This window comes from Duganella sp. GW821-FHT07G03 (genome assembly GCF_059418605.1).
In genome coordinates this window covers 1-20,549 of the sequence record NZ_JBWKQE010000038.1, presented here as the reverse complement: position 1 = coordinate 20,549, position 20,549 = coordinate 1, and the positions used below count along the sequence as shown (strand labels likewise).

Annotated in this window: 19 protein-coding genes and 1 pseudogene; 15 read left to right on the top strand and 5 right to left on the bottom strand. The window is 64.3% G+C overall.

The annotated features are described in order from the left end of the window. Positions 1–204: 204 nt before the first annotated feature. Positions 205–936 (top strand): annotated as a pseudogene (locus tag AC07OK_RS29750) (PDDEXK nuclease domain-containing protein); the annotation flags it as partial. 81 nt (positions 937–1,017) lie between these two features. On the opposite strand, the gene AC07OK_RS29745 reads toward AC07OK_RS29750, so the two are convergent. Further along, on the bottom strand, positions 1,018–2,940 hold the full coding sequence (locus AC07OK_RS29745) for a PhoX family protein (RefSeq protein ID WP_494693655.1): 1,923 nt from the start codon (positions 2,938–2,940) through the stop codon (positions 1,018–1,020). A 218-nt stretch (positions 2,941–3,158) separates the two neighbouring features. Here AC07OK_RS29745 and AC07OK_RS29740 point away from each other — a divergent pair, with 218 nt between their 5' ends. Continuing rightward, on the top strand, positions 3,159–3,650 hold the full coding sequence (locus tag AC07OK_RS29740; protein ID WP_494693654.1) for a DUF3016 domain-containing protein: 492 nt from the start codon (positions 3,159–3,161) through the stop codon (positions 3,648–3,650). Positions 3,651–3,664: 14 nt separating this feature from the next. Here AC07OK_RS29740 and AC07OK_RS29735 read toward each other — a convergent pair whose 3' ends face one another. The 3 genes from AC07OK_RS29735 to AC07OK_RS29725 form a co-directional block, all read right to left on the bottom strand. Further along, positions 3,665–4,108, bottom strand: coding sequence for a thioesterase family protein (locus AC07OK_RS29735; RefSeq protein WP_494693653.1), 444 nt, complete (start codon positions 4,106–4,108; stop codon positions 3,665–3,667). Beyond that, positions 4,108–4,806 carry a dienelactone hydrolase family protein gene (locus AC07OK_RS29730; RefSeq protein ID WP_494693652.1) on the bottom strand — a complete coding sequence of 233 codons (699 nt, stop codon included), beginning with the start codon at positions 4,804–4,806 and terminating at the stop codon, positions 4,108–4,110. Before AC07OK_RS29730 ends, AC07OK_RS29735 begins: the two co-directional genes overlap by 1 nt. 77 nt (positions 4,807–4,883) lie before the next feature. Next, the gene (locus tag AC07OK_RS29725) at positions 4,884–6,518 is read right to left on the bottom strand and encodes a M28 family peptidase (RefSeq protein WP_494693651.1); all 1,635 of its coding nucleotides are present in this window, start codon (positions 6,516–6,518) and stop codon (positions 4,884–4,886) included. Between the two features lie 72 nt (positions 6,519–6,590). Between AC07OK_RS29725 and AC07OK_RS29720 the strand changes: the two genes are divergently transcribed. The 7 genes from AC07OK_RS29720 (at position 6,591) to AC07OK_RS29690 (ending at position 9,690) form a co-directional block, all read left to right on the top strand. Further along, on the top strand, positions 6,591–7,397 hold the full coding sequence (locus AC07OK_RS29720) for an SDR family oxidoreductase (RefSeq protein WP_494693650.1): 807 nt from the start codon (positions 6,591–6,593) through the stop codon (positions 7,395–7,397). Between the two features lie 142 nt (positions 7,398–7,539). Next, positions 7,540–7,806, top strand: coding sequence for a hypothetical protein (locus AC07OK_RS29715; RefSeq protein WP_494693649.1), 267 nt, complete (start codon positions 7,540–7,542; stop codon positions 7,804–7,806). A 39-nt stretch (positions 7,807–7,845) separates the two neighbouring features. Then, on the top strand, positions 7,846–8,091 hold the full coding sequence (locus AC07OK_RS29710) for a hypothetical protein (protein ID WP_494693648.1): 246 nt from the start codon (positions 7,846–7,848) through the stop codon (positions 8,089–8,091). A 227-nt stretch (positions 8,092–8,318) separates the two neighbouring features. Continuing rightward, a complete protein-coding gene (locus AC07OK_RS29705; protein WP_494693647.1) occupies positions 8,319–8,588 on the top strand; it encodes a hypothetical protein in 270 nt (89 codons plus the stop codon). Positions 8,589–8,636: 48 nt separating this feature from the next. After that, entirely contained in the window at positions 8,637–8,888 is a 252-nt protein-coding gene (locus AC07OK_RS29700; protein ID WP_494693646.1) for a hypothetical protein, read from the top strand. Between the two features lie 226 nt (positions 8,889–9,114). After that, a complete protein-coding gene (locus tag AC07OK_RS29695) occupies positions 9,115–9,384 on the top strand; it encodes a hypothetical protein (RefSeq protein ID WP_494693645.1) in 270 nt (89 codons plus the stop codon). Between the two features lie 39 nt (positions 9,385–9,423). Continuing rightward, on the top strand, positions 9,424–9,690 hold the full coding sequence (locus AC07OK_RS29690) for a hypothetical protein (RefSeq protein WP_494693644.1): 267 nt from the start codon (positions 9,424–9,426) through the stop codon (positions 9,688–9,690). 90 nt (positions 9,691–9,780) lie between these two features. On the opposite strand, the gene AC07OK_RS29685 is transcribed toward AC07OK_RS29690, so the two are convergent. Continuing rightward, positions 9,781–10,386, bottom strand: a complete 606-nt coding sequence (locus tag AC07OK_RS29685; protein ID WP_494693643.1) for a hypothetical protein — start codon at positions 10,384–10,386, stop codon at positions 9,781–9,783. A 317-nt stretch (positions 10,387–10,703) separates the two neighbouring features. Here AC07OK_RS29685 and AC07OK_RS29680 point away from each other — a divergent pair, with 317 nt between their 5' ends. From AC07OK_RS29680 to AC07OK_RS29655, 6 genes are all read left to right on the top strand, one after another. Next, positions 10,704–12,944, top strand: coding sequence for a DEAD/DEAH box helicase (locus AC07OK_RS29680; protein ID WP_494693642.1), 2,241 nt, complete (start codon positions 10,704–10,706; stop codon positions 12,942–12,944). A 294-nt stretch (positions 12,945–13,238) separates the two neighbouring features. Further along, positions 13,239–15,083: a TnsB C-terminal domain-containing protein gene (locus tag AC07OK_RS29675; RefSeq protein ID WP_494693641.1), complete on the top strand. Its 1,845-nt coding sequence runs from the start codon at positions 13,239–13,241 to the stop codon at positions 15,081–15,083. Between the two features lie 278 nt (positions 15,084–15,361). Next, positions 15,362–16,969 carry a flavin monoamine oxidase family protein gene (locus AC07OK_RS29670; RefSeq protein WP_494693640.1) on the top strand — a complete coding sequence of 536 codons (1,608 nt, stop codon included), beginning with the start codon at positions 15,362–15,364 and terminating at the stop codon, positions 16,967–16,969. Then, a complete protein-coding gene (locus tag AC07OK_RS29665) occupies positions 16,966–17,379 on the top strand; it encodes a c-type cytochrome (RefSeq protein WP_494693639.1) in 414 nt (137 codons plus the stop codon). The genes AC07OK_RS29670 and AC07OK_RS29665 overlap by 4 nt, the downstream gene beginning before the upstream one ends. 11 nt (positions 17,380–17,390) lie before the next feature. Then, positions 17,391–17,912, top strand: a complete 522-nt coding sequence (locus tag AC07OK_RS29660) for a RidA family protein (RefSeq protein WP_494693638.1) — start codon at positions 17,391–17,393, stop codon at positions 17,910–17,912. A gap of 47 nt (positions 17,913–17,959) precedes the next feature. Next, complete coding sequence (locus AC07OK_RS29655) at positions 17,960–20,398, top strand: TonB-dependent receptor plug domain-containing protein (RefSeq protein WP_494693637.1); 2,439 nt, start codon at positions 17,960–17,962, stop codon at positions 20,396–20,398. Positions 20,399–20,549: the final 151 nt, after the last annotated feature.

The window sequence follows — 20,549 nt, the reverse complement described above, 5'->3', positions numbered from 1 at the left end:
GCAGCGTTAGTCTTCTGTAACGCTTATGTGCAGCCGAAACAATACTTCGTTTTTGGCAATATTGCTATCTCTGTGAGAATTATTTTATCGGGATGTGCAACAAAGCGATGGCGGGCGGATGTGTGCTTACTTTGAGCAGGCTCTCAAGGCGTGCGGGTATCGAGGGCTACGATTTAAGGATTCTCATGGCCGGAGCGCGAAAACATGCTAATCGCTAACTATGCCGACATCCATACGCAGATAGTCGAGCTGCTGGAAGCCTCGCGCCGGGCCGCCGCCCGCAGCGTGAATGCCGTGATGACGGCCGCTTACTGGGAAATAGGGCGGCGCATTGTGGAGTGTGAGCAAGCGGGGACGGGCCGCGCGGCTTATGGCGAAGAGCTGATTGCGCGCCTGGGCATTGATCTCACGGCGCGATTTGGCCGCGGCTTCAGCAAGCAGAATCTTTTGCAGATGCGAAAATTTTATTTATTCTGGCCGGAAATTCTCCAGACGGTGTCTGGAGAATTGAGGTTGCCTTGGTCAGCATATGTTCGTTTGATGTCTGTTCAGACTGCCGAAGCTCGCCTGTTCTACGAAACAGAGGCGCTGCGTGGCGGCTGGTCGGTTCGTCAATTGGACCGCCAAGTGAACAGCCAGTTCTATGAGCGGACCGTGCTATCCAAGAATCAGACCAAGGTGCTGGCGCAGGGCGCACAACCGCGAGCCGACGACTTCATCACGCCGGAGGAGGCGATCAAGGATCCGTTTGTGCTGGAATTTCTCGACTTGAAGGACGAGTACTCGGAATCCGACCTGGAAGAAGCGCTGATCCAGCACATGACGGACTTCCTGCTGGAGCTGGGTGACGATTTTGCCTTTGTCGGACGCCAGCGCCGCCTGCGGCTCGACGACACCTGGTTCCGCATCGATCTGCTGTTTTTCCATCGCCGCCTGGAACGCTGGACGCAAAAAAGCCCGCAAGGAGCGTGACGCTCGTTGCGGGCCGGGACAGCTGGGGTAACTGTTTGCTGCGGCTTAGCTCAGGGTCGGCAGGCCGGTCAGGTAGCCGACGGCGGCGCCGAAGCGGTCGCGGTAGTTGGCGCGGATCAGCGGGTCCAGCGTGGCCTGCACCTTGCCGTGCAGGGCCGCTTCCCAGTCGCCTGGATGCTGGAAGTTGCTCATAATGTAGGCGAAGCCGTTCATGTCATCGACCGCGTGCAGGCCGGTCGACTCGGCGCCGGCCGGCGTCGACAGCAGGCGCGTGAGCGCCTTGGTGTCGACGTTGTAGGCCCACAGGAAGTTGTTGACGTGCAGGCCGCTGTCCTCGCCGATGAACAGGGTGCGCAGCTTTTCCGAGAACTTGATGTTGTCCGGATTGGCGATCTTGTCCGGATTGGCCAGGTTGCCCAGCGCGTCGGGCTTGGCCAGGTCCTCGCCCACCAGCGCCGGCACGGCGGCCATGTCGACCGGCACCCATTCGCTGTTGATGGCGGCGCCGCTGTCGTCCACCTGGCCGGCCTTCAGGCTCAGCGCGTAGACGATGCCGGCGCTCGGGCCCTGGATCTTGATGCCGCCGGAGCCGTCCTTCATGGCGCCGTTGATGTAGCTCATCGCGCTGTAGGCGATCTTGTCCTTGGCGTTGACGGTCGTGCCTTCCATCTTGGTGAAGCCCATGCTGCCGCCCTTGAACGCGGCGTAGCGGTGGGTTTCCAGGAAGGCGGCGGCCTGTTCCTTGCCCGGCACGATCTTGATCCAGTTGCTCTTGCCGCTGAACGGGATCTTGGTGAAGCTGGCGTCGGCCGGATCGGTGGTCTTGACGCTGAGGATGTCGGCCGCCTTCAGGGTGTCGGCCAGGGCCTTGATCTCGGCGCTGGTGGCGCTGCCCAGCTTGATCCACGACAGCGTGGCCGAACCGCCGTTTTCGGCGGTTTTCTGGGCCCACTTGGCGACGTACAGGGTGCCGCTCGACAGGTCCTGCGCCTTGTCGGCGACGAACATGAACAGGCCGCCGTTGGTGGCGTCGTCGCCCATCAGCGCGGTGCGCTCGTCCGGCATCACCTGCACCAGCTCGTGCGAGATGCGGCCCATGCAGTAGTGCTTCTTGATGCTGCCGGTGCCGTCCGGGTTGACGGTGATCTCCGGCATGTGGCCGTAGTGGTAGGGGTTGGCCTTGGTGGCGTCGCCGAACAGGTTGGTGCTGAAGTTGGCGAACTGGCTGTTGCTGGCGATGGTCGTCGCGTCCGGCTCGTACTCTTCGCTCGACAGGTGGGTGTTCCACGGCGAGCGGCTGGCGCCGCAGGTGATCCACAGGCCGTTGACGCCGGCCGTGTTGACGTTGTGGTACTTCACCAGCGACAGCGCGCCGGTGGTCTTGTCCTGGTCCAGGGTCAGCACCGCGATCGGCGACGGCAGCATGCCGTACATCGAGTCGCCCTTGACGTTGCGGGTGGTGTATTCGAACTGCACCACGGCGAACACGGTGTTGCCCTTGATGCCGGCCACAGTCGGCGCGGCCAGCTTGAGCAGCGAGGTGCCGTCCGGGCAGTCGGAGAAGAACTGGCGCTGGGCGGCGTCGGTCTTGTCGACGATGGGCTGGTTGTTGATGTCGTAGTAGCCGCCGGCCAGCACGGTGCCGCCGCTGCCGTTGGACACCTTGGCGCCGGTGATGAAGAAGGTCTGGTAGGCCAGCGAGTAGGGCTGGGTCTTGCCGTCGGAGTAGGTCATGTTCAGCGTCGAGCCGACGGTGGTGGTGGCCATGGCGGCGGCGTCGCTCAGCGACGGCGCGGCCATGCCGGTGAAGGTCACGGACAGCAGCTGCGGCGCTGCGGCGGCGGTGTCGCCGCCGCCGCAGGCGGCCAGCAGGGCGGCGGTGGCGCTGCCGCCGGCCAGCGGCAGCAGCGGCGCGCTGGACAAGAACTTGAGGATGCTGCGGCGGGACAGATCGAGCGACTCGGTCATGGGAAAAATCCTGTTGTAATAGTGGCCATTCCATGTGCGGCGCCGGGCGCGGCATCATGCGAGGTGGTGGCTGCACCCCGACGGGCGCAATAGTAGTGATTTGATATGACAGGGGCGTGACATGGGGCGCAAGTAAGATCGGTAACAAAGCGTCTCAAAGCGGGCCGGCGGCGGCGAAACGGGCTATATTGAGAGCATTAACCGTGAAGGAGAAGCAAATGCGAGTACTGATCCGTACCATGCTGGCGGCCGCCCTGGCGCTGCTGGCCAGCGCCGCCTGGGCCGACGTCAGCGTCAGCTACGTCAAGCCGGACGACTTTACCGACGTGCCGCGCAACGCCATCGACCGCGAGCGCGTGCTGAAGGATTTCAGCGATTATTTCGCCACCCTGAACAAGAAGCTGCCGGCCGGCCAGAACCTGAAGATCGAAGTGCTGGACATCGACCTGGCGGGCCGCATGTGGCCGCGCCGTCACGGCGGCGAGGATATCCGCGTGCTCAACGGCGGCGCCGACTGGCCGCGCATGCACCTGCGCTACACGCTGGAGCAGGACGGCAAGACGCTGCGCAGCGGCGACGAGCAGCTGTCGAACATGAACTACTTGCAGGGCGTTAGCCGCTTCAACGACAGCGACACGCTGCGCTATGAAAAGCAGATGCTGGACGACTGGTTCAACAAGACCATCGTGCCGAAGGTGGCGACGCGCTGAGCTGAGGCCGGGCCTCAGTCGAGGCGGTTCACCTTGGGGAACTTGGCCAGGAATTCCGGCGCCATCGGCGTCACCTGGCCGCTCTTGTAGTTGAAGAAGACGAAGCCGGACTTGGCCATCGCCACCAGCTTGCCGTCCTTGGGGCGGGTCACGCGGAAGGTGATGTCGCCGCCGTAGGTGTTGAAGTCCATCACGCCGATCTCGAACAGCAGCTGGTCGCGCGCGTGGGCTTCGGCCTTGTAGGTGGTGGCCAGGTCGGTGACGATGATGCCGACGCCGTCGCTGCCGGTTTCCTGCACGCCGAAGTCGTACAGGAAGCGGGCGCGCGCCTCGGAGATCATCGAGATCATCGAGTCGTTGCCCAGATGGTTGGCGCCGTTGATGTCGGTCACCCGCACCGTCAGCTGGGTGGAAAAATAGTATTGGTCTTCCGGGAAGACCAGCGTCAAACGGGCCATTACAGCTGCTCGCCGATGAACAGCAGCGTGTTGCCGTGCGCCTGGGCGGCGGCGCGCTGGTGGTAGGACGAGCGGTGGTTGCAGTTGAAGCCGTGCTCGGCGCCCGGGTAGATGTGGATCTCGACCTGCTCCTTGTCCTCGAAGCGCTCGGCGATGCTTTGCACGGCGGCCGGCGGGATGTGGCGGTCGGCGCCGCCGAAGTGCATCAGCATCGGCACCGTGACCTGGCCGGCGCGCTCGAGCGCGTTGTGGATGCCGCCGCCGTAGTAACACACCGCCGCGTCCACCAGGCCGTTGGCGGCCGTGTGGTAGGACAGGCGGCCGCCGTAGCAGAAGCCGATGGCGGCGATCTGGTCGCCGACGCCGTCGGTCGCGCGCAGCGCCTTGACGGTGGCGGCGATGTCGGACTGCGCCAGCGCGAAGTCGGTGGCGTTCATCAGCTCGACCGCGCGCTTCCAGCTGACGTCGTCGTAGGCGAGCTCGATGCGCGCGCCGTGGCGCCAGAACAGGTCCGGCGCGATCACCACGTAACCGTCGGCCGCGTACTGGTCGGCGACGTTGCGGATATGCTGGTTGACGCCGAAGATCTCCTGCAGCAGCACGATGCCCGGCCCCTTGCCGCCGCGCGGCAGCGAGACGTAGGCGCCGAAGCTGCCGTCGGCGGTGGCGATATCGATCCAGTGGCTGTTGGTTTCCATGGTGTTCCCTGTGCGATGGTGAGCGGCAGCGGCCATCCTACCCTGTTTTGGACGGCGCCGCAGCGCCGTCCCGCGCGCTAGCGCTTGACCTTGCCGAAGGCGTCGCCGGCCTTCCAGCTTTGCATGGCCGGCGCGTTGCCGACCGCGTAGCCGAGGTTGAGCGTGAACTGCGCCTGCTGCACCATGCCCGACAAGTCCCAGTCGGCGTGGTATTCGTCGCTGACCTGGTGGTAGTCTTTTTTGAACGCGACCAGGCGCGCGGCCGATGACGCCTGGTCCTTGACGAACTCGAAGTGGCCGTCGCCGGAGAACACCGCCGAGCCGACGTTAAACGCCGGCACGCCGGCCTTGGCGAAGTTGAAGTGGTCGGCGCGGAAGTAGGCGCCGGACAGGTCGGGGATGGCCGGTGCCAGCTTCAGGCCCATCTTGCGCGCCACCGCGCCGGCCGCCTCGTACAGGCTGCTGCGCTCGGCGCCGGCGACGCCGATGTCGCGCGTCAGGCCGACGAAGTTCATGCTGTCCAGATTAAGGTCGGCCGTGGTCTGCGCCAGCGGCCAGGCCGGGTTCTGCACGTAGGCGGCGCTGCCCAGCAGGCCTTGCTCCTCGGCGGCCGGCCACAGGAAGACCTGGGTGCGTTTGGCCGGATGCTTGACCGCTTCGGCCGCCATCGCCAGCAGCGCGGCGGCGCCGGAGGCGTTGTCGATGGCGCCGTTCCAGGTATGGTCGCTGCGGTCGTCGCGGCGCACGTCTTCGTCCATGCCCAGGTGGTCCCAGTGGGCCGAGTAGACCACCGCCTGGGCCTTCAGTTTGGCGTCGCTGCCGGGCACGATGCCGGCCACGTTGAATTGTTCGATCTGGCGGATCGCGCTGTGGACTTCGGCGTGTACGCTGGTCTTCAGGTCGACCGGGCGGAACTCGCGGGTCTCGGCCTGGGCGCGCAGTGCGTCCAGGTCGAAGCCGGCGGCGGCGAACAGCGCACGCGCGGTGTCTTCCTGCAGCCAGCCTTCGACCGGATTGCCGGCGCCGGCCAGGTGGAAGCGCTCGTGACTGAAGCCGTTGGCCGGCACGCTCCACGGGTAGGAGGCGGAAGGCGTGGTGTGGATCAGCAGCACTCCGGCCGCGCCCTGGCGCACCGCCTCCTCGTATTTGTACAGCCAGCGGCCGTAGTAGGTGTAGGCCTTGCCGGCGAAGCGGTCCGGCTCCGCGGCGGTGGGCTGCGGATCGTTGACCATCATGACCAGGATCTTGCCCTTCATGTCGACGCCCTTGTAGTCGTCCCATTTCTCTTCCGGCGCGATGGCGCCGTAGCCGACGAACACCAGCGGCGCGTCGATGGTGACGTCGGCCTTGCCGCCGGCGGTGCCGAACACGATCTCGCCGCCGGTTTGCGGCGTGATGCTCTTGCCGTTGGCGTCGAACCGCACGACGCTGTTGGCCAGCAGCCTGGTGCCCTCGATCTTGACCGGCATGCGATAGCCGCCGCCGGCCAGCGGCTTGAGGCCGATGATGGCGGCCTGGGTTTCCAGGTAGCGCACCGCGAGGTCGCCGCCGCGCTGGCCGGTGCCACGGCCTTCGAACAGGTCGTCGGCCAGGAAGGACAGGTGGGCGCGCAGCGGCGCCTCCGTCACCACCGGCGCCTGCTGGGCGGCGGCGTGGAGGGAGGCCAGGCCTAGGCCTAGGCCGGCGGCGATTGCGAGGGCTGGAAGACGCATATTTTCTCCGTGATGTGCGATTCGGTGCAGAAGCGGGCTATCTTACTGTACTTGCCCAAATAAAGGAGAGCCATGAAAGTCATCATCATCACCGGCAGTTCGGACGGCATCGGCGCCGAGATGGCGCGCCAGCTGGCGCGCAGCCAGGGCGGCGGCGTGGCGCTGGTGCTGGCGGCGCGCAACGCGGCGGCGCTGGAGCTGGTGGCCGCCGACTGCGCGGCGGCCGGCGCGCAGACGCTGGTGGCGCCGACCGATGTGTCGGTGCAGGCGCAGTGCACGGCGCTGGTGGCGGCCTGCGTGGCGCGCTTCGGCCGCGTCGATGCGCTGATCAACAACGCCGGCCGCTCGGCGCACGCGCTGTTCGAGGAGGTCAGTGACCTGTCCTGGTACGAGGAGCTCATGAAGATCAATCTGTGGGGCAGCGTGTGGTGCACCCATGCTGCGCTGCCTTATTTGAAGCAGTCGCGCGGCAGCATCGTCGCGGTGTCGTCGCTGGCGGGGCTGGTCGGAGTGCCGGGGCGCACCGCCTACGGCGCCAGCAAGTTCGCCATGAGCGGCTTCTTCGAGGCCTTGCGCGCTGAATTGAAGGCGGCCGGCGTGAGCGTGACGATTGCCTATCCGGGCGTGGTGGCGACGCAGATCCGCTATCGCGGCTATAACGCGGCCGGCGGGGCGCTGGGCAGCAGCAGCCTGAAAGAGGACAAGGCGATGCCGGTGGAGGAGTGCGCGCGGCTGATCGTCGAGGGCATGCAGGCGCGCCGGCGCGAGGTGGTGATGTCGGCCAAGGGCAAGCTGGGACGCTGGATGAAGCTGATCGCGCCCGGCCTGGTGGAACGCATGGCGCTGGCGGCGCTGAAGGATGACGTGAAACCGCATTGAGCATGTTGGCGGCGAGTTGTAAGCGAGTGTAAGAGTCGGTAAGAGGTTGTAATGGGCGTCAACTGATCGGGTGGCTGCGCCGTTTTTTGCTCATGCGACACGGGATAGTCCCGATGCCGAAACCCAGAAAAAGGAATACATCATGACCAAAATTATCGCTTCCCTGATCGCCGGCCTGTTCGCTACCGCAGCATTCGCACAAGCGCCAGTCGCCGCCACCACCGCGCCAGCCAAGCCAGCCGTGGTGAAAACCGAAGCGAAGACTGAAGTGAAAACTGCAGAAGTCAAAACCGAAGCCAAAGCTGAAGTGAAGACCGCGAACACCAAAGTCCATCACAAGGCCAAAGAATCCAAAGTCGCAGCGCCAGTCGCCGCTGCGAAAGTAGACGCCAAAGTAGCAGCCAAGTAATTAGATAAACTATATAAACCAATTTTAAGGAATCACATCATGAAAAAAGTAATCGCCACCCTGATCGCCACCCTGTTCGCAGGCGCCGCATTCGCTCAAGCTCCAGCCGCTTCGGCTTCCGCAACCGTCGTCGCATCGACCCCGGTTCCAGCCGCATCGGCGCCAGCAGCCAGCGCACCGGCCAAGAAAGTGCATCACAAGAAGGCCAAGGCAGTCAAAGCCGCCAGCGCACCGGCAGCTTCGACCCCGGCACCGGCAGCATCGGCGCCAGCAGCCAGCAAGTAATTCGCTCTTATCGCAGCACGCAGCACGGCTTCGGCCAGAATGCCGCCCAGTTCACCCTGGGCGGCATTTTTCATTTGAGGAGCGCCGGTCGCGCGGCCAGTTGTAAGCGAGTGTAAGAGTCGGTAAGAGCTTGTAATGCGCGTCAACTGATCGGGTCTCTGCGCCGTTTTTTGCTTATGCGACACGGGATAGTCCCGATGCCGAAACCCAGAAAAAGGAAATACATCATGACCAAAATTATCGCTTCCCTGATCGCCGGCCTGTTCGCTACCGCAGCATTCGCACAAGCGCCAGTCGCCGCCACCACCGCGCCAGCCGCCAAGCCAGCCGTGGTGAAAACCGAAGCGAAGACCGAAGTGAAAACCGCAGAAGTCAAAACCGAAGCCAAAGCCGACGTGAAGACCGCGAACACCAAAGTCCACCACAAGGCCAAAGAATCCAAAGTCGTAGCGCCAGTCGCCGCTGCGAAAGTAGACACCAAAGTAGCAGCCAAGTAATTCAAGTAATTAGCTAAACTATATAAACCAATTTAAAGGAATTACATCATGAAAAAAGTAATCGCTACCCTGATCGCCACCCTGTTCGCCGGCGCCGCATTCGCTCAAGCTCCAGCTCCAGCCGCTTCGGCCTCCGCAACCATGGCCGCATCGACCCCGGCTCCAGCCGCATCGGCGCCAGCGGCCAGCGCGCTGGCCAAGAAAGTGCATCACAAGAAGGCCAAGGCAGTCAAAGCCGCCAGCGCACCGGCAGCTTCGATCCCGGCACCAGCAGCTTCGGCGCCAGCAGCCAGCAAGTAATCTGCCGCCATCGCAGGACGCAGCACGGCTTCGGCCAGAATGCCGCCCAGTTCACACGGGGCGGCATTTTTCATTTCATCGGCGCCGGTCGCGCGGCGAGTTGTAAGCGAGTGTAAGAGTCGGTAAGAGGTTGTAATGCGCGTCAACTGATCGGGTGGCTGCGCCGTTTTTTGCTTATGCGACACGGGATAGTCCCGATGCCGAATCCCAGAAAAAGGAATACATCATGACCAAAATTATCGCTTCCCTGATCGCCGGCCTGTTCGCTACCGCAGCATTCGCACAAGCGCCAGTCGCCGCCACCACCGCACCAGCCGCCAAGCCAGCCGTGGTGAAAACCGAAGCGAAGACTGAAGTGAAAACCGCAGAAGTCAAAACCGAAGCCAAAGCTGAAGTGAAGACCGCGAACACCAAAGTCCATCACAAGGCCAAAGAATCCAAAGTCGCAGCGCCAGTCGCCGCTGCGAAAGTAGACACCAAAGTAGCAATCAAGTAATTAGCTAAACTATATAAACCAATTTAAAGGAATCACATCATGAAAAAAGTAATCGCTACCCTGATCGCCACCCTGTTCGCCGGCGCCGCATTCGCTCAAGCTCCAGCTCCAGCCGCTTCGGCCTCCGCAACCATGGCCGCATCGACCCCGGCTCCAGCCGCATCGGCGCCAGCGGCCAGCGCACCGGCCAAGAAAATGCATCACAAGAAGACCAAGGCAGTCAAAGCCGCCAGCGCACCGGCAGCATCGGCACCGGCAGCTTCGACCCCGGCACCGGCTGCATCGGCTCCGGTAGCCAGCAAGTAATCAGCATCCGCTGGCGCAGGACGTGCCGCCCCGGACCTCTGGCCTGAGTGGCGCAAGAAAACAGACAGGCTCCGGCCTGTCTTTTTTCGTCTAGAACGCGATATCTTCGGCACGATGGCGGAATTTTCGCCGCTCGGGGAGGTCCCATCCCGGATCAAATTCCGATTTCCCAGGGCGTGTTGGTGCAGTGGTTTCTTGCGGAAGCGCGTCGGCGGCGGCGCTGGGCACAGTTGCAGCTGGTGCCGGAACGGGCTTTGTTTGCTGGCGCAATGCCAATTGCGCGGCCAACTCCCTACGCAGCACTGAGGCCATCTTGAAGTGCTTTTCACCGGGACGCCGGATCGATAGATCAAACCATGCGTTACGGCTGGTGCGCGCGAAGGAGCGCGCGAACTGATTGGGCGACACTGCTTCACCTTTGTGAATAATTTCGTCGCCTTCGACCTGCGCGTAGTTGTGCTCACCGTAGCTCCATGACCGCAAGACTGTGCCTTCCGGCAGAAACAGAGACTTCCATTGATAGCCGCGTGTCCCGGCTGCCTCGAAATCCGAACCTTCGCTATGTCCATCTAGCCAGCACTGCACCGCCGAACTGATAGCTTCCGACATGTCTTGCGATCCGCCGCGCGACCGCAGGCGCTCCACCAGCCGGAGCAGGGTGTGGGTGGGGAGCTGCACGCTCATTGTGGTAAACATCCTCTTTCCTCCTCTCTTTTTGATCTTCCTACCTCTCATTTGATCGCAAATTTCGGCGGAAGTTCAAAAGAGAGCTCGCGCCGGGAAAAGCGAGGGAATGAGAGATCGAAAAGAGGCCGTTTACCACAATGAGATGAATCGGCCACCCCAAGCCTATGTCCTGCACAGGCATTCTTCGTCCATGCCGGCGAATGTCGCGCGTTTGCCTGTTAATGGGCGTTTTTGCCCATTTTTCGGCTCGAAGTGTCGATAGAGAGTAAACTACGCACAAATTTCTTTCGCAATTAGGCGATTCGAACATACTTGTGAGTGACGCCATGTCTGACACCCCATCTTCCCCGATTACCCTTTTCACCGACCTGAACCTCAGCGCACCGCTTATCAAAGCGCTGAAAGACGTCGGCTACGAGTCCCCTTCGCCGATCCAGGCCGCGACCATCCCGTCGCTGCTGGACAACCAGGATGTCCTGGGCCAGGCGCAGACGGGTACGGGTAAAACCGCCGCTTTCGCGCTGCCTATCCTGTCGCGCATCGATATCAAACAGACCACGCCACAGGCGCTGGTGCTGGCGCCGACCCGCGAACTGGCGATCCAGGTCGCCGAAGCCTTCCAGACCTACGCCGCGCACATCCCCGGCTTCCACGTGCTGCCGATCTACGGCGGCCAAAGCTACGGTCCACAGCTGTCGGCGCTGCGCCGCGGCGTGCACGTCGTCGTCGGCACGCCGGGCCGCGTCATCGATCACCTGGACAAGGGTTCGCTCGACCTGTCCAAGCTGAAAACGCTGGTGCTGGACGAAGCCGATGAAATGCTGCGCATGGGCTTTATCGACGACGTCGAACGCATCCTGCAAGAGACCCCGGACACGCGCCAGACCGCGCTGTTCTCTGCCACCATGCCGTCGGCCATCCGCCGCATCGCCAACACCTACCTGCGCAATCCGAAGGAAATCACGGTCGCCGCCAAGACCGGCACCGCCGAGAACATCCGCCAGCGCTACTGGCTGGTGTCGGGCATGCACAAGCTCGACGCGCTGACCCGCATCCTGGAAGCCGAGAACTTCGACGGCATGATCATCTTCTCGCGCACCAAGCTCGGTACCGAGGAACTGGCCAGCAAGCTGCAGGCGCGCGGCTTCTCGGCCGCCGCCATCAACGGCGACGTCCAGCAGCAGCAGCGCGAGCGCACCATCCAGCAGCTCAAGGACGGCAAGATCGACATCCTGGTGGCGACCGACGTCGCCGCGCGCGGCCTGGACGTGGAGCGCATCAGCCACGTGGTCAACTACGACGTGCCGCACGATCCAGAAAGCTATACCCACCGCATCGGCCGCACCGGCCGCGCCGGCCGCAGCGGCGAGGCGATCCTGTTCATCACCCCGCGTGAAAAGAACCTGCTCAAATCGATCGAACGCGCCACCCGCCAGCCGATCAGCATGCTGGAGCTGCCGACCATCCAGGCCGTCAACGACGTCCGCATCGCCAAGTTCAAGTCGCAGATCAGCGAAACCCTGGCCCAGGGCGAGCTGGAACAGTTCCAGTCGCTGATCGAGGACTTCGAGCGCGAACAGAACATCCCGGCGGTCGAAATCGCCGCCGCGCTGGCCAAGATGGCGCGCGGCGACGTGCCGCTGCTGCTGGACAAAAAACAGCAAGTGGCCGCCGCCACCTGGGACGAGCGTCCGGGCCGTCAAGTCGGCTTCGAACGCAACGACCGCAATGACCGCGGCGATCGCGGCGACCGTTTCGAGCGCGGCGACCGCGCCGAACGTCCGGACCGCAGCGAGCGTTTCCCTAAAAAGGAACGCATCGTGCGCGCCGCCGATCCTGGCATGCAGACCTTCCGCATCGAGGTGGGCTACCAGCACGGCGTCAAGCCGGGCAATATCGTCGGCGCCATCGCCAACGAAGGCGGTATCGACTCCAAGAACATCGGCCGCATCGAGATCTACGACGACTACAGCGTGCTCGATATGCCGGACAACCTGACCGGCGACGTGCTCGATCACTTGGCCGGCATCAAGGTCGCCGGCCAGCAGCTGCGCATCAGCCGCGATGGCGGCGAGGGCGCACCGTCGTCGGCGCCAGCACCAGCGCCGGTTGCGGCCCGTCCGGTACCGCCGCGCGCGCCGTCCGCTCCTGCGGCTTCGCCGCTGGCCAAGGCCGCACGTGTGGAATCGGCCGAAGTGGAAGAGGAAGCCGCTCCGAAGAAGAAAAAGGAAAAGCCAGGCAAGGTCACCGTGCCGATGAGCGCTTTCCGCATCGAAGTGGGCAGCAACCATGCGGCCACGCCGTCCAACATCGTCGGCGCCATCGCCAACGAGGCTGGGCTGGAAGCCAAGCATATCGGCCGCATCGAGATCTTCGACACCTACAGCATGCTGGAGCTGCCGGACGGGATGCCGCCGGAACTGTTCAAGCACCTGGGCAAGGTATGGGTCGGCGGCGCGCAGCTGAAGATCAGCCAGGCCGACCGCATGCCGCCGGAATCGGGCAAGGCCACGCCGCCTAAAAAGCCGGCGCCTGGTGCCAAGGCCGGGTTCAAGAAGAAGTATTAATCGTTGAGTATTAATCGTTGAGTATTAATCTTTAAGTTATAAATCGTTTCACACCACAGGGCCGCAAGGCCCTGTTTTCATATGGGCCGCCTGCACGCGCGCGGTGCGCCCGGCGGCCGCCTTGCACCACAAGCACGCTAGTCGCAGGCGCCGGCCCATCTGTCCAGCAGCGTTTTCATAGGAGCGCAGCCTCTGGCCCGTTTATTGCATTGAGGAGGAGACAAACCGACAAGTCGTTGAGTAAGGAGCACGGAATGACCGCATTGTTTCTACACTCCCGCACACGAGGCGCCGATGCTGCTGCGGAATGACCTGCTGCACTACACGCATCCGTCTCCGCGCACCGTCCGCGTGCTGTGGATCGCCCCCGAACAAAGCCACGCCTATGTATTCGACGTGGCGGCGCGCTCGGCCGACGTCGAACTGGTGACGCTGCCGGCGCTGCACGCCGACATCCGCGCCGGCCACGCGCGCGTGCTGGCGGCCGATCCCTACCTGATGGTGGTCAGCCAGGAGCTGCTGCCGCCCAAGCATCTGCAACTGCGCGCCCGCGCGTGGCAGATCGTCGAAGCGCTGGTGGCGCTGGAACCGGGCATCTACGAAGCGCGCCAGCGCGGCCAGTTGGTCGCGCAGGCCACGGCCACGCATGGCGTCTCGCACCCCACCATCTACCGCTACCTGCGCCGCTACTGGCAGCGCGGCCAGACGCCCAACGCGCTGTTGCCCGACTACTGCAATTCCGGCGGGCGCGGCAAGGTGCGCCAGGCCTCGGCCGGCGTCAAGCGCGGCCGCCCGCGCAAGAACGGCGCCGACGATGGTCCCGGCATGAACGCCGACGCGGAAATCCGCCGCGCATTCCGGGTCGCCATCGCGCACTACGCGGCCGGCCACGCCAAGTTCTCGCGGCTGGGCGCCTACCAGCAGATGCTGGCCGACTTCTTCTGCGAACGCCGCATCGACGCCGACAGCGGCCGCGTGCTGGCGACGTCCGGCGCGCAGCCGGACGCGCTGCCAACCTTCGGCCAGTTCAATTACTGGCTCGATCACGACGACGACCGGCCGCCGGAAGTGGCGCGCCGCAGCGCCGCCGCCGCAGCGCGCGGTTGGCAGGGCGCCGGCTTCGGCGACGACGCGCAGCCGCAGGCCGTCGATCCCGCAGCGCTGCCCGGCCGGCCCGGCGCCGGCTTCTATCTGGACGTGGTGCGCGCCGGGGTGCAGCTGGTCTCGCGCGCCGACCGCCAGCAGGCCATCGGCCGGCCGCTGGTGTACGTGGCGGTCGACACCTTCAGTGGCATGGTGGCCGGCGTCTACATCGGCCTCGGTGCGCCCAGCTGGCAGCACGCCATGCTGGCGTTGGCCCACTGCGGCGCCGACAAGCAGCGCTACAGCCAGCAGTACGGCCGCTCCATTGAGGCCGGGCAGTGGCCCTGTCGCCACCTGCCGGAAACCCTGTACACCAACCCCGCGCTGAGCGGCGGCGCACAGTGCGACACACTGCTCAACAACTTCAACCTGCGCTGTGTCGACGCCGGCGACGGTCCGGGCGAATGGAAGGCCGTGCTGGAAAAACGCTTCCTGCTGCTGGCGCCGGGCGATGCCGGCGCGGCCTGCCGGCTGGACGGCGTGCTCGATCTGGACCAGTTCACCCGCATCGTCATCGACGCCATCCTCTATCACAACAACAGCCGCCGGCTGCCCAACCACGGCAACGCCACGCCGCGCGAACTGTGGGAGTGGGGCGTCACTCAGCGTGGCGGCAGCCTGAAGACCTATCCCGAACAGCTGCTGCGTTGCAGCCTGATGCCGGCCACCCAGGCCACCGTCACCGCCGACGGCATCGTGCTGTTCGACAGCGTCTACACCTGCGCACGCGCCATCAACGAACGCTGGTTCGAGCGCGCGCGCCAGCGCGGGCAGTGGCAGGTGCGCGTCGCCTACGACCCGGCCGACATGGACATGATTTATTTGTTGGACGCCGGCGCGCCCATGCAGTTCCACGCTTGCCACATGGCCGACAGCAGCAGCGCGCAGCGCCACCTCGCGGCGGCGGAAATCGCCCGCCTGCCGCACCTCATCCCCGCCGTCTCCGCAACACCCCTACGTAGCACTACGCACGCTGTCGCCAGCTACGCTAACTGATTTTTAAAACCGATAGCACACGGCGCTGTCCAGCGCCGTGCACACCACTTCCATCCATTTCGGTGCACGCCTCCCGCTGGTGCGGCGTGCCGTTTTCGCGCTGGCGCAACCTTAAATTCGACAAATAAAGTCTGTCGCTGGAAACGCTTCTAAAGAGGTCATATCACCTTATCCCATCAGGCTCGCTTCAACGGCGAAGCATGTTTATTTTGCCTGGATTCGTGGCACGGCGATTGCTAGATAGGGACTATGGAAACGCAAGCCACGAAAGGAAATCGATGAATAGTAAAACAGTCAAATCGTTTAAATCGTTTAGTGCATTGACACGGAGGGATTTCCTGTATCGGGCGGCGGCGGTGGGCGGCACCGGCCTGCTGTTGAACACCATGAACGCCTGGGGCATGGGCATAGGCTCGACCGCCTCCGCGCCGCCGGCGCTGAGCGGCAGCGGCAAAGGCAAGAAGGTGCTGATACTGGGCGCCGGCCTGGCCGGCATGACCGCCGCCTACGAGCTGGGGAAACTGGGCTACCACTGCCAGATCCTCGAAGCGCGTGCCTTCGCCGGCGGCCGCTGCCAGACCGCGCGCAAGGGCTTCAGCCTGACCGAGCTTGGCGGCGACAAGCAGACCTGCGAATTCGACGACGGCCAGTACATCAACCACGGCCCGTGGCGCATCCCGCTGCACCACCAGTCGACGCTGCACTACACGCGGCTGTTCGAGGTGCCGCTGGAAGTCATGGTCAACGATAACGACCACTCCTTCGTCTACTCGGAAAACGCCGGCCCCTACGCCGGCAAGCGCATGCGGGTGGCCGAGATCAAGGCCGACATGCGCGGCCACGTCTCCGAGCTGCTGGCCAAGTCGGTCAAGAGCAAGCAGCTGGACGCCGAACTGACCGCCGACGACCAGCGCCTGCTGCTCGACTACCTGGCGCACGAAGGCCAGCTGGCCGGCGCCGACCTGCAATACAAGGGCCGCAGCGGCCGCGGTTTCACGGTCAACCCCGGCGCCGGCATGTCGCCGGGAGCGGGCACGCCGTCCGACCCGCTGGGCTTCAAGGACCTGCTGGCCTCCAAGCTGGGCAACGTCTACAGCGCGGTGCAGGACTTCCCGATGCAGAACACCATGTTCCAGCCGGTGGGCGGCATGGACGCCATCGCCAAGGCGTTTGAAAAGCGCGTCGGCAAGAACATCCGCTACCGCTCGGAAGTGCAGACCATCCGCCAGAACGACAAGGGCGTCACCGTCACCTACAAGGACACCGCCACCGGAAAAAGCGGCAGCATCGCCGCCGACTACTGCCTGGTGGCGATGCCGCTGTCGGTGCTGCGCCAGATCGACACCGACTTCTCGGACAAGTTCAAGCAGGCCGTCGCCACGGTGGCCTACGCGCCGGTCGGCAAGATCGGCCTGCAGATGAAGCGCCGCTTCTGGGAAGAGGACGAGCACCTGTACGGCGGCCATGTGCTCACCGACCTCAAAGGCATCAACACCATCTCGATGCCGTCCTACGGCTGGCAAAAGAAGAAGGGCGTGCTGCTCGGTTATTACCAGTACCAGACGGCCGCGATCGAGACCAGCGCGCTGTCGCCGAAGGAGCGCGCCGCCTTCGCGCTGGAGGCGGGGCAGAAGATCTTCCCGCAGTACACGGAGAACTTCGAGACCGCGTTCTCGGTCGCCTGGCACCGCGTGCAGTACAACCTGGGCGGCTGGGCCGAGTGGACCGACAAGACCCGCGCCGCCGCCTATCCCATCCTGGTCGAGGGCGAGGGCCGCGTGCTGCTGGCCGGCGAGCACCTGAGCTACCTGACCGGCTGGCAGGCCGGCGCCATCGAATCGGCGTGGCAGCAGATCGCCAAGATCCATGAAAGGGCCAGCGCATGAAGGAGGTGTTGATCAAGGCGGCGATGGCGATCATCGCCGTGCTGGCGGCCGGCGCCAGCGCGCCGTCGCGCGCGCAGCAGATGGACGGCAAGGCGCTGTTCATGAAGAACTGCGCGGCCTGCCACCAGGCCAGCGGCAAGGGCATACCGGGCGCCTTCCCGGCGCTGGCGGGGAACAAGTTCGTGCAGGGGAAGGGCGCCGACGTCGCCACGGTGCTGCTCAAAGGGCGCGGCGGCATGCCCGACTTCAGCGACAGCCTGAGCGACCAGGAGATCGCCGCCATTCTCAGTTTCGTGCGCAGCAACTGGGGCAACCAGGCCACGCCGCTGAGCGAGCCGGAAGTGCTGGCGCTGCGCGACGTGCTGCAAGTCGACCATTTTAGTAACGGCCAGATGTCCAACAAACACTGAAAGAAGAACGCATGAACAAAGCAATCGTCTCCCTGTTGATTCCGGCCGCACTGGCGCTGATGCCGGTCGCCGCCGGCGCCGCCCCCAAGGCCGCCGCTGCCGCTGCCGACATCGTCCGCCACAAGATCCCCGGCTCGGATTTCCCGATCGCGCTGGCCGTCACCGTGCCGTCGACCGCCACCATCCACTTCGTCAGCGGCCAGGTGCCCGCCGTCGCCGACGCCGGCGCCGCGCCGGATTCGCTGGCCGCCTTCGGCGACACCCGGACCCAGTCCGAATCGGTGCTGAAGAAGATCAAGGAAGTCCTGGAGGGCATGAAGCTCGACATGACGGACGTGGTCAAGATGACCGTCTACCTGGTCGGCGATCCGGCCAAGGGCGGCAAGGCCGACACCAAGGGCTTCATGGAAGCCTACACCCAGCACTTCGGCGGCGCGCAGACCAAGCTGCCGGCGCGCGCCGTGGTGCAGGTGGCGGCCCTGAGCAATCCGGGCTGGCTGGTGGAAATCGAAGTCGTCGCCGCAAAAAAATAACTACGTAGCAGGGTCTTACTTTCTTTTTTATTCAATGGGGATTTACTATGCATAAGGCCATACTCAAGACCGGCGTCGCCGCCGTGTTGTCCACCCTGTCGATGGGTTCCGCCTACGCCGCCGACGCAGCAGAAGCGGCGGCCGGCGACGCCACCGTCAGCGCGGTGATCGTCACCGGCACCCGCTCCAGCGGCATCAAGGTGGAGAACAGCGCCTCGCCGATCCAGGTGCTCGATTCGGCCTCGCTGCAACGCACCGGCCAGCCGGACCTGATCCAGGCGCTGGCGCAGAACCTGCCGTCGTTCACGGCGCAGGCCGTCGGCGGCGACACCGCCAACCTGACCTTGTCGGCCCGCCTGCGCGGCTTGAGCCCGAATAACACGCTGGTGCTGATCAACGGCAAACGCCGCCACGGCACCGCCAACCTGGCCGTGCTTGGCGGGCCATACCAGGGCGGCGCCGCGGCTGACCTGAACTACATCCCGGTCTCCGCGATCGACCACATCGAAGTGCTGCAGGACGGCGCCGCCGCCCAATACGGCTCCGACGCCATCGCCGGCGTGATCAACATCATCCTCAAGTCGAACAACCACGGCGGCACCGCCAGCGCCACCGGCGGCGGCTATTCCGACGGCGGCGGCCGCACCGGTGACGCCTCGGCCAACGTCGGCGTCGAACCGTTCAAGGATGCTTATCTGAGCCTGACCGCAGAATCCAAGTACCACGGCTACAGCGACCGTGGCGGCATCGATCCGCGCGTGATCAACCCAGCCAACATGGCGAAGTATCCGGGCATGTTCCAGCAGGCCGGCTACCCGCACGTCAACCACATCTCGGGCGACGCGCAGTACCACCTGAACGTCCTGGCGGCCAACTTCGGCTACGACTTCGCGCCGGACAGCCAGCTGTACGCCATCGCCACCTGGGGCCACAAGGAAGCGCGCGCCTACGAGAACTATCGCCTGCCGAGCCGCCTGCCGAAGGTCTATCCGACCGGCTTCTCGCCGAAGGAAACCATGAAGCAGGACGACTTTGCGCTGACCGGCGGCGTCAAGGGCGTGCTGGCCGGCTGGAATACGGACCTGAGCTCCACCTACGGCAAGGACACCAGCAAGATCGGCGTGGCCGATTCGGGCAACGTCTCGCTGTTCAACGACACCGGCAGCACGCCGACCGTGTTCCGCGCCGGTTCCTTCATCGCCAGCCAGCTGACCACGTCGCTGGAAGCGAGCCGCGAATTCGCGGTGGGCTGGGCCAAGCCGCTGAACGTGGCGGCCGGCCTCGAGCACCGCATCGACCAGTACGAGATCGAAGCGGGCGACGCCGCCTCGCGCTACAAGGAAGGTTCGCAGTCCTATCCGGGCTTCTCGCTGACCGACGCCGGCAGCCACCGCCGCACCAACGAGGCGGCCTACATCGACCTGGCCGGTAACCCGGTCACCGACCTGACCCTGGACCTGGCGGCGCGCTACGAACACTTCTCCGACTTCGGCAACGCCAAGGTCGGCAAGTTCACCGCGCGCTACGACATCTCGCCGGTGGTGGGCGTGCGCGGCACCTTCAGCAACGGCTTCCGCGCACCGACCCTGGCCGAGGAATACTACTCGGCCACCAACGTCGGCCCGACCACCGCCTTCGTGCAGCTGGCGCCGAATTCGGTCGGCGCCAAGCTGGTGGGCGTGGACGGCCTCAAGCCCGAGCGCTCGACCAACTTCAGCCTGGGCCTGGTGCTGAACCCGGCCGCCAACCTGGCCATCACGCTGGACGCCTACCAGATCAAGATCCGCGACCGCATCGTCGGTTCCGGCGCCTTGTACGGTTCGGGCGGATCGGACAACTCGCCGGCGGTGGTGGCGGCGATCAAGGCCAACGGCAATGTGCTCGACAGCACCGTCAGCCAGACCGGCATCAACATCTTCTCCAACGCGGTCGACACCCGCAGCCGCGGGCTGGAATTCGTCGCCACGCTCAACGAGAGCTACGGCACGGCGGGCAAGGTGGATTGGACGGTGGCGGCCAACTACAACAAGGTCGAAGTGACCAAGATCAACCAGGCGCCGGCCCAGCTGCTGCCGCAGACGCTGCTCGACAAGACCGCCATCTCCGACCTGGAAACGGCCTCGCCGAAGATGCGCATCAACCTGGGCGCGTTGTGGAAGATCGGCGCCTGGACCATCAACCTGCGTGAAGCGCTGTATGGCAAATCGTCGGAGTACGGCAGCGAGGACGGTTCGGTCTACCACCTGACCGAAATTTCGGCCAAGGCGATCACCGACCTGGAGGTGGGTTACAAGATCAGTCCCGCGTGGTCGGTGGCGGTGGGCGCCAACAACCTGTTCAACAAGTACCCGAACGGCGTGAACCCGGCGCTGCTGGCCGATGAGCGCGCCGCCGGCGACAACGCGGCGGTGACGGTGCTGCCATCGTTCTCGCCGATCGGCATCAACGGCGGCTACTACTACATCCGCGCCAACTACAAGTTCTAACCCCCGGGGGGCAAGTCTGACATTCGGACACGAGTTCTGCCGTAGCGACCAATACGGTAGAGCTTGTGTCCGATTGTCAGACTTGACCCTGAACCTTCCCCTCAAATTTCTTGTAAACATTTGAGGAAGCTGTTAACTTTCTATCTTAAAA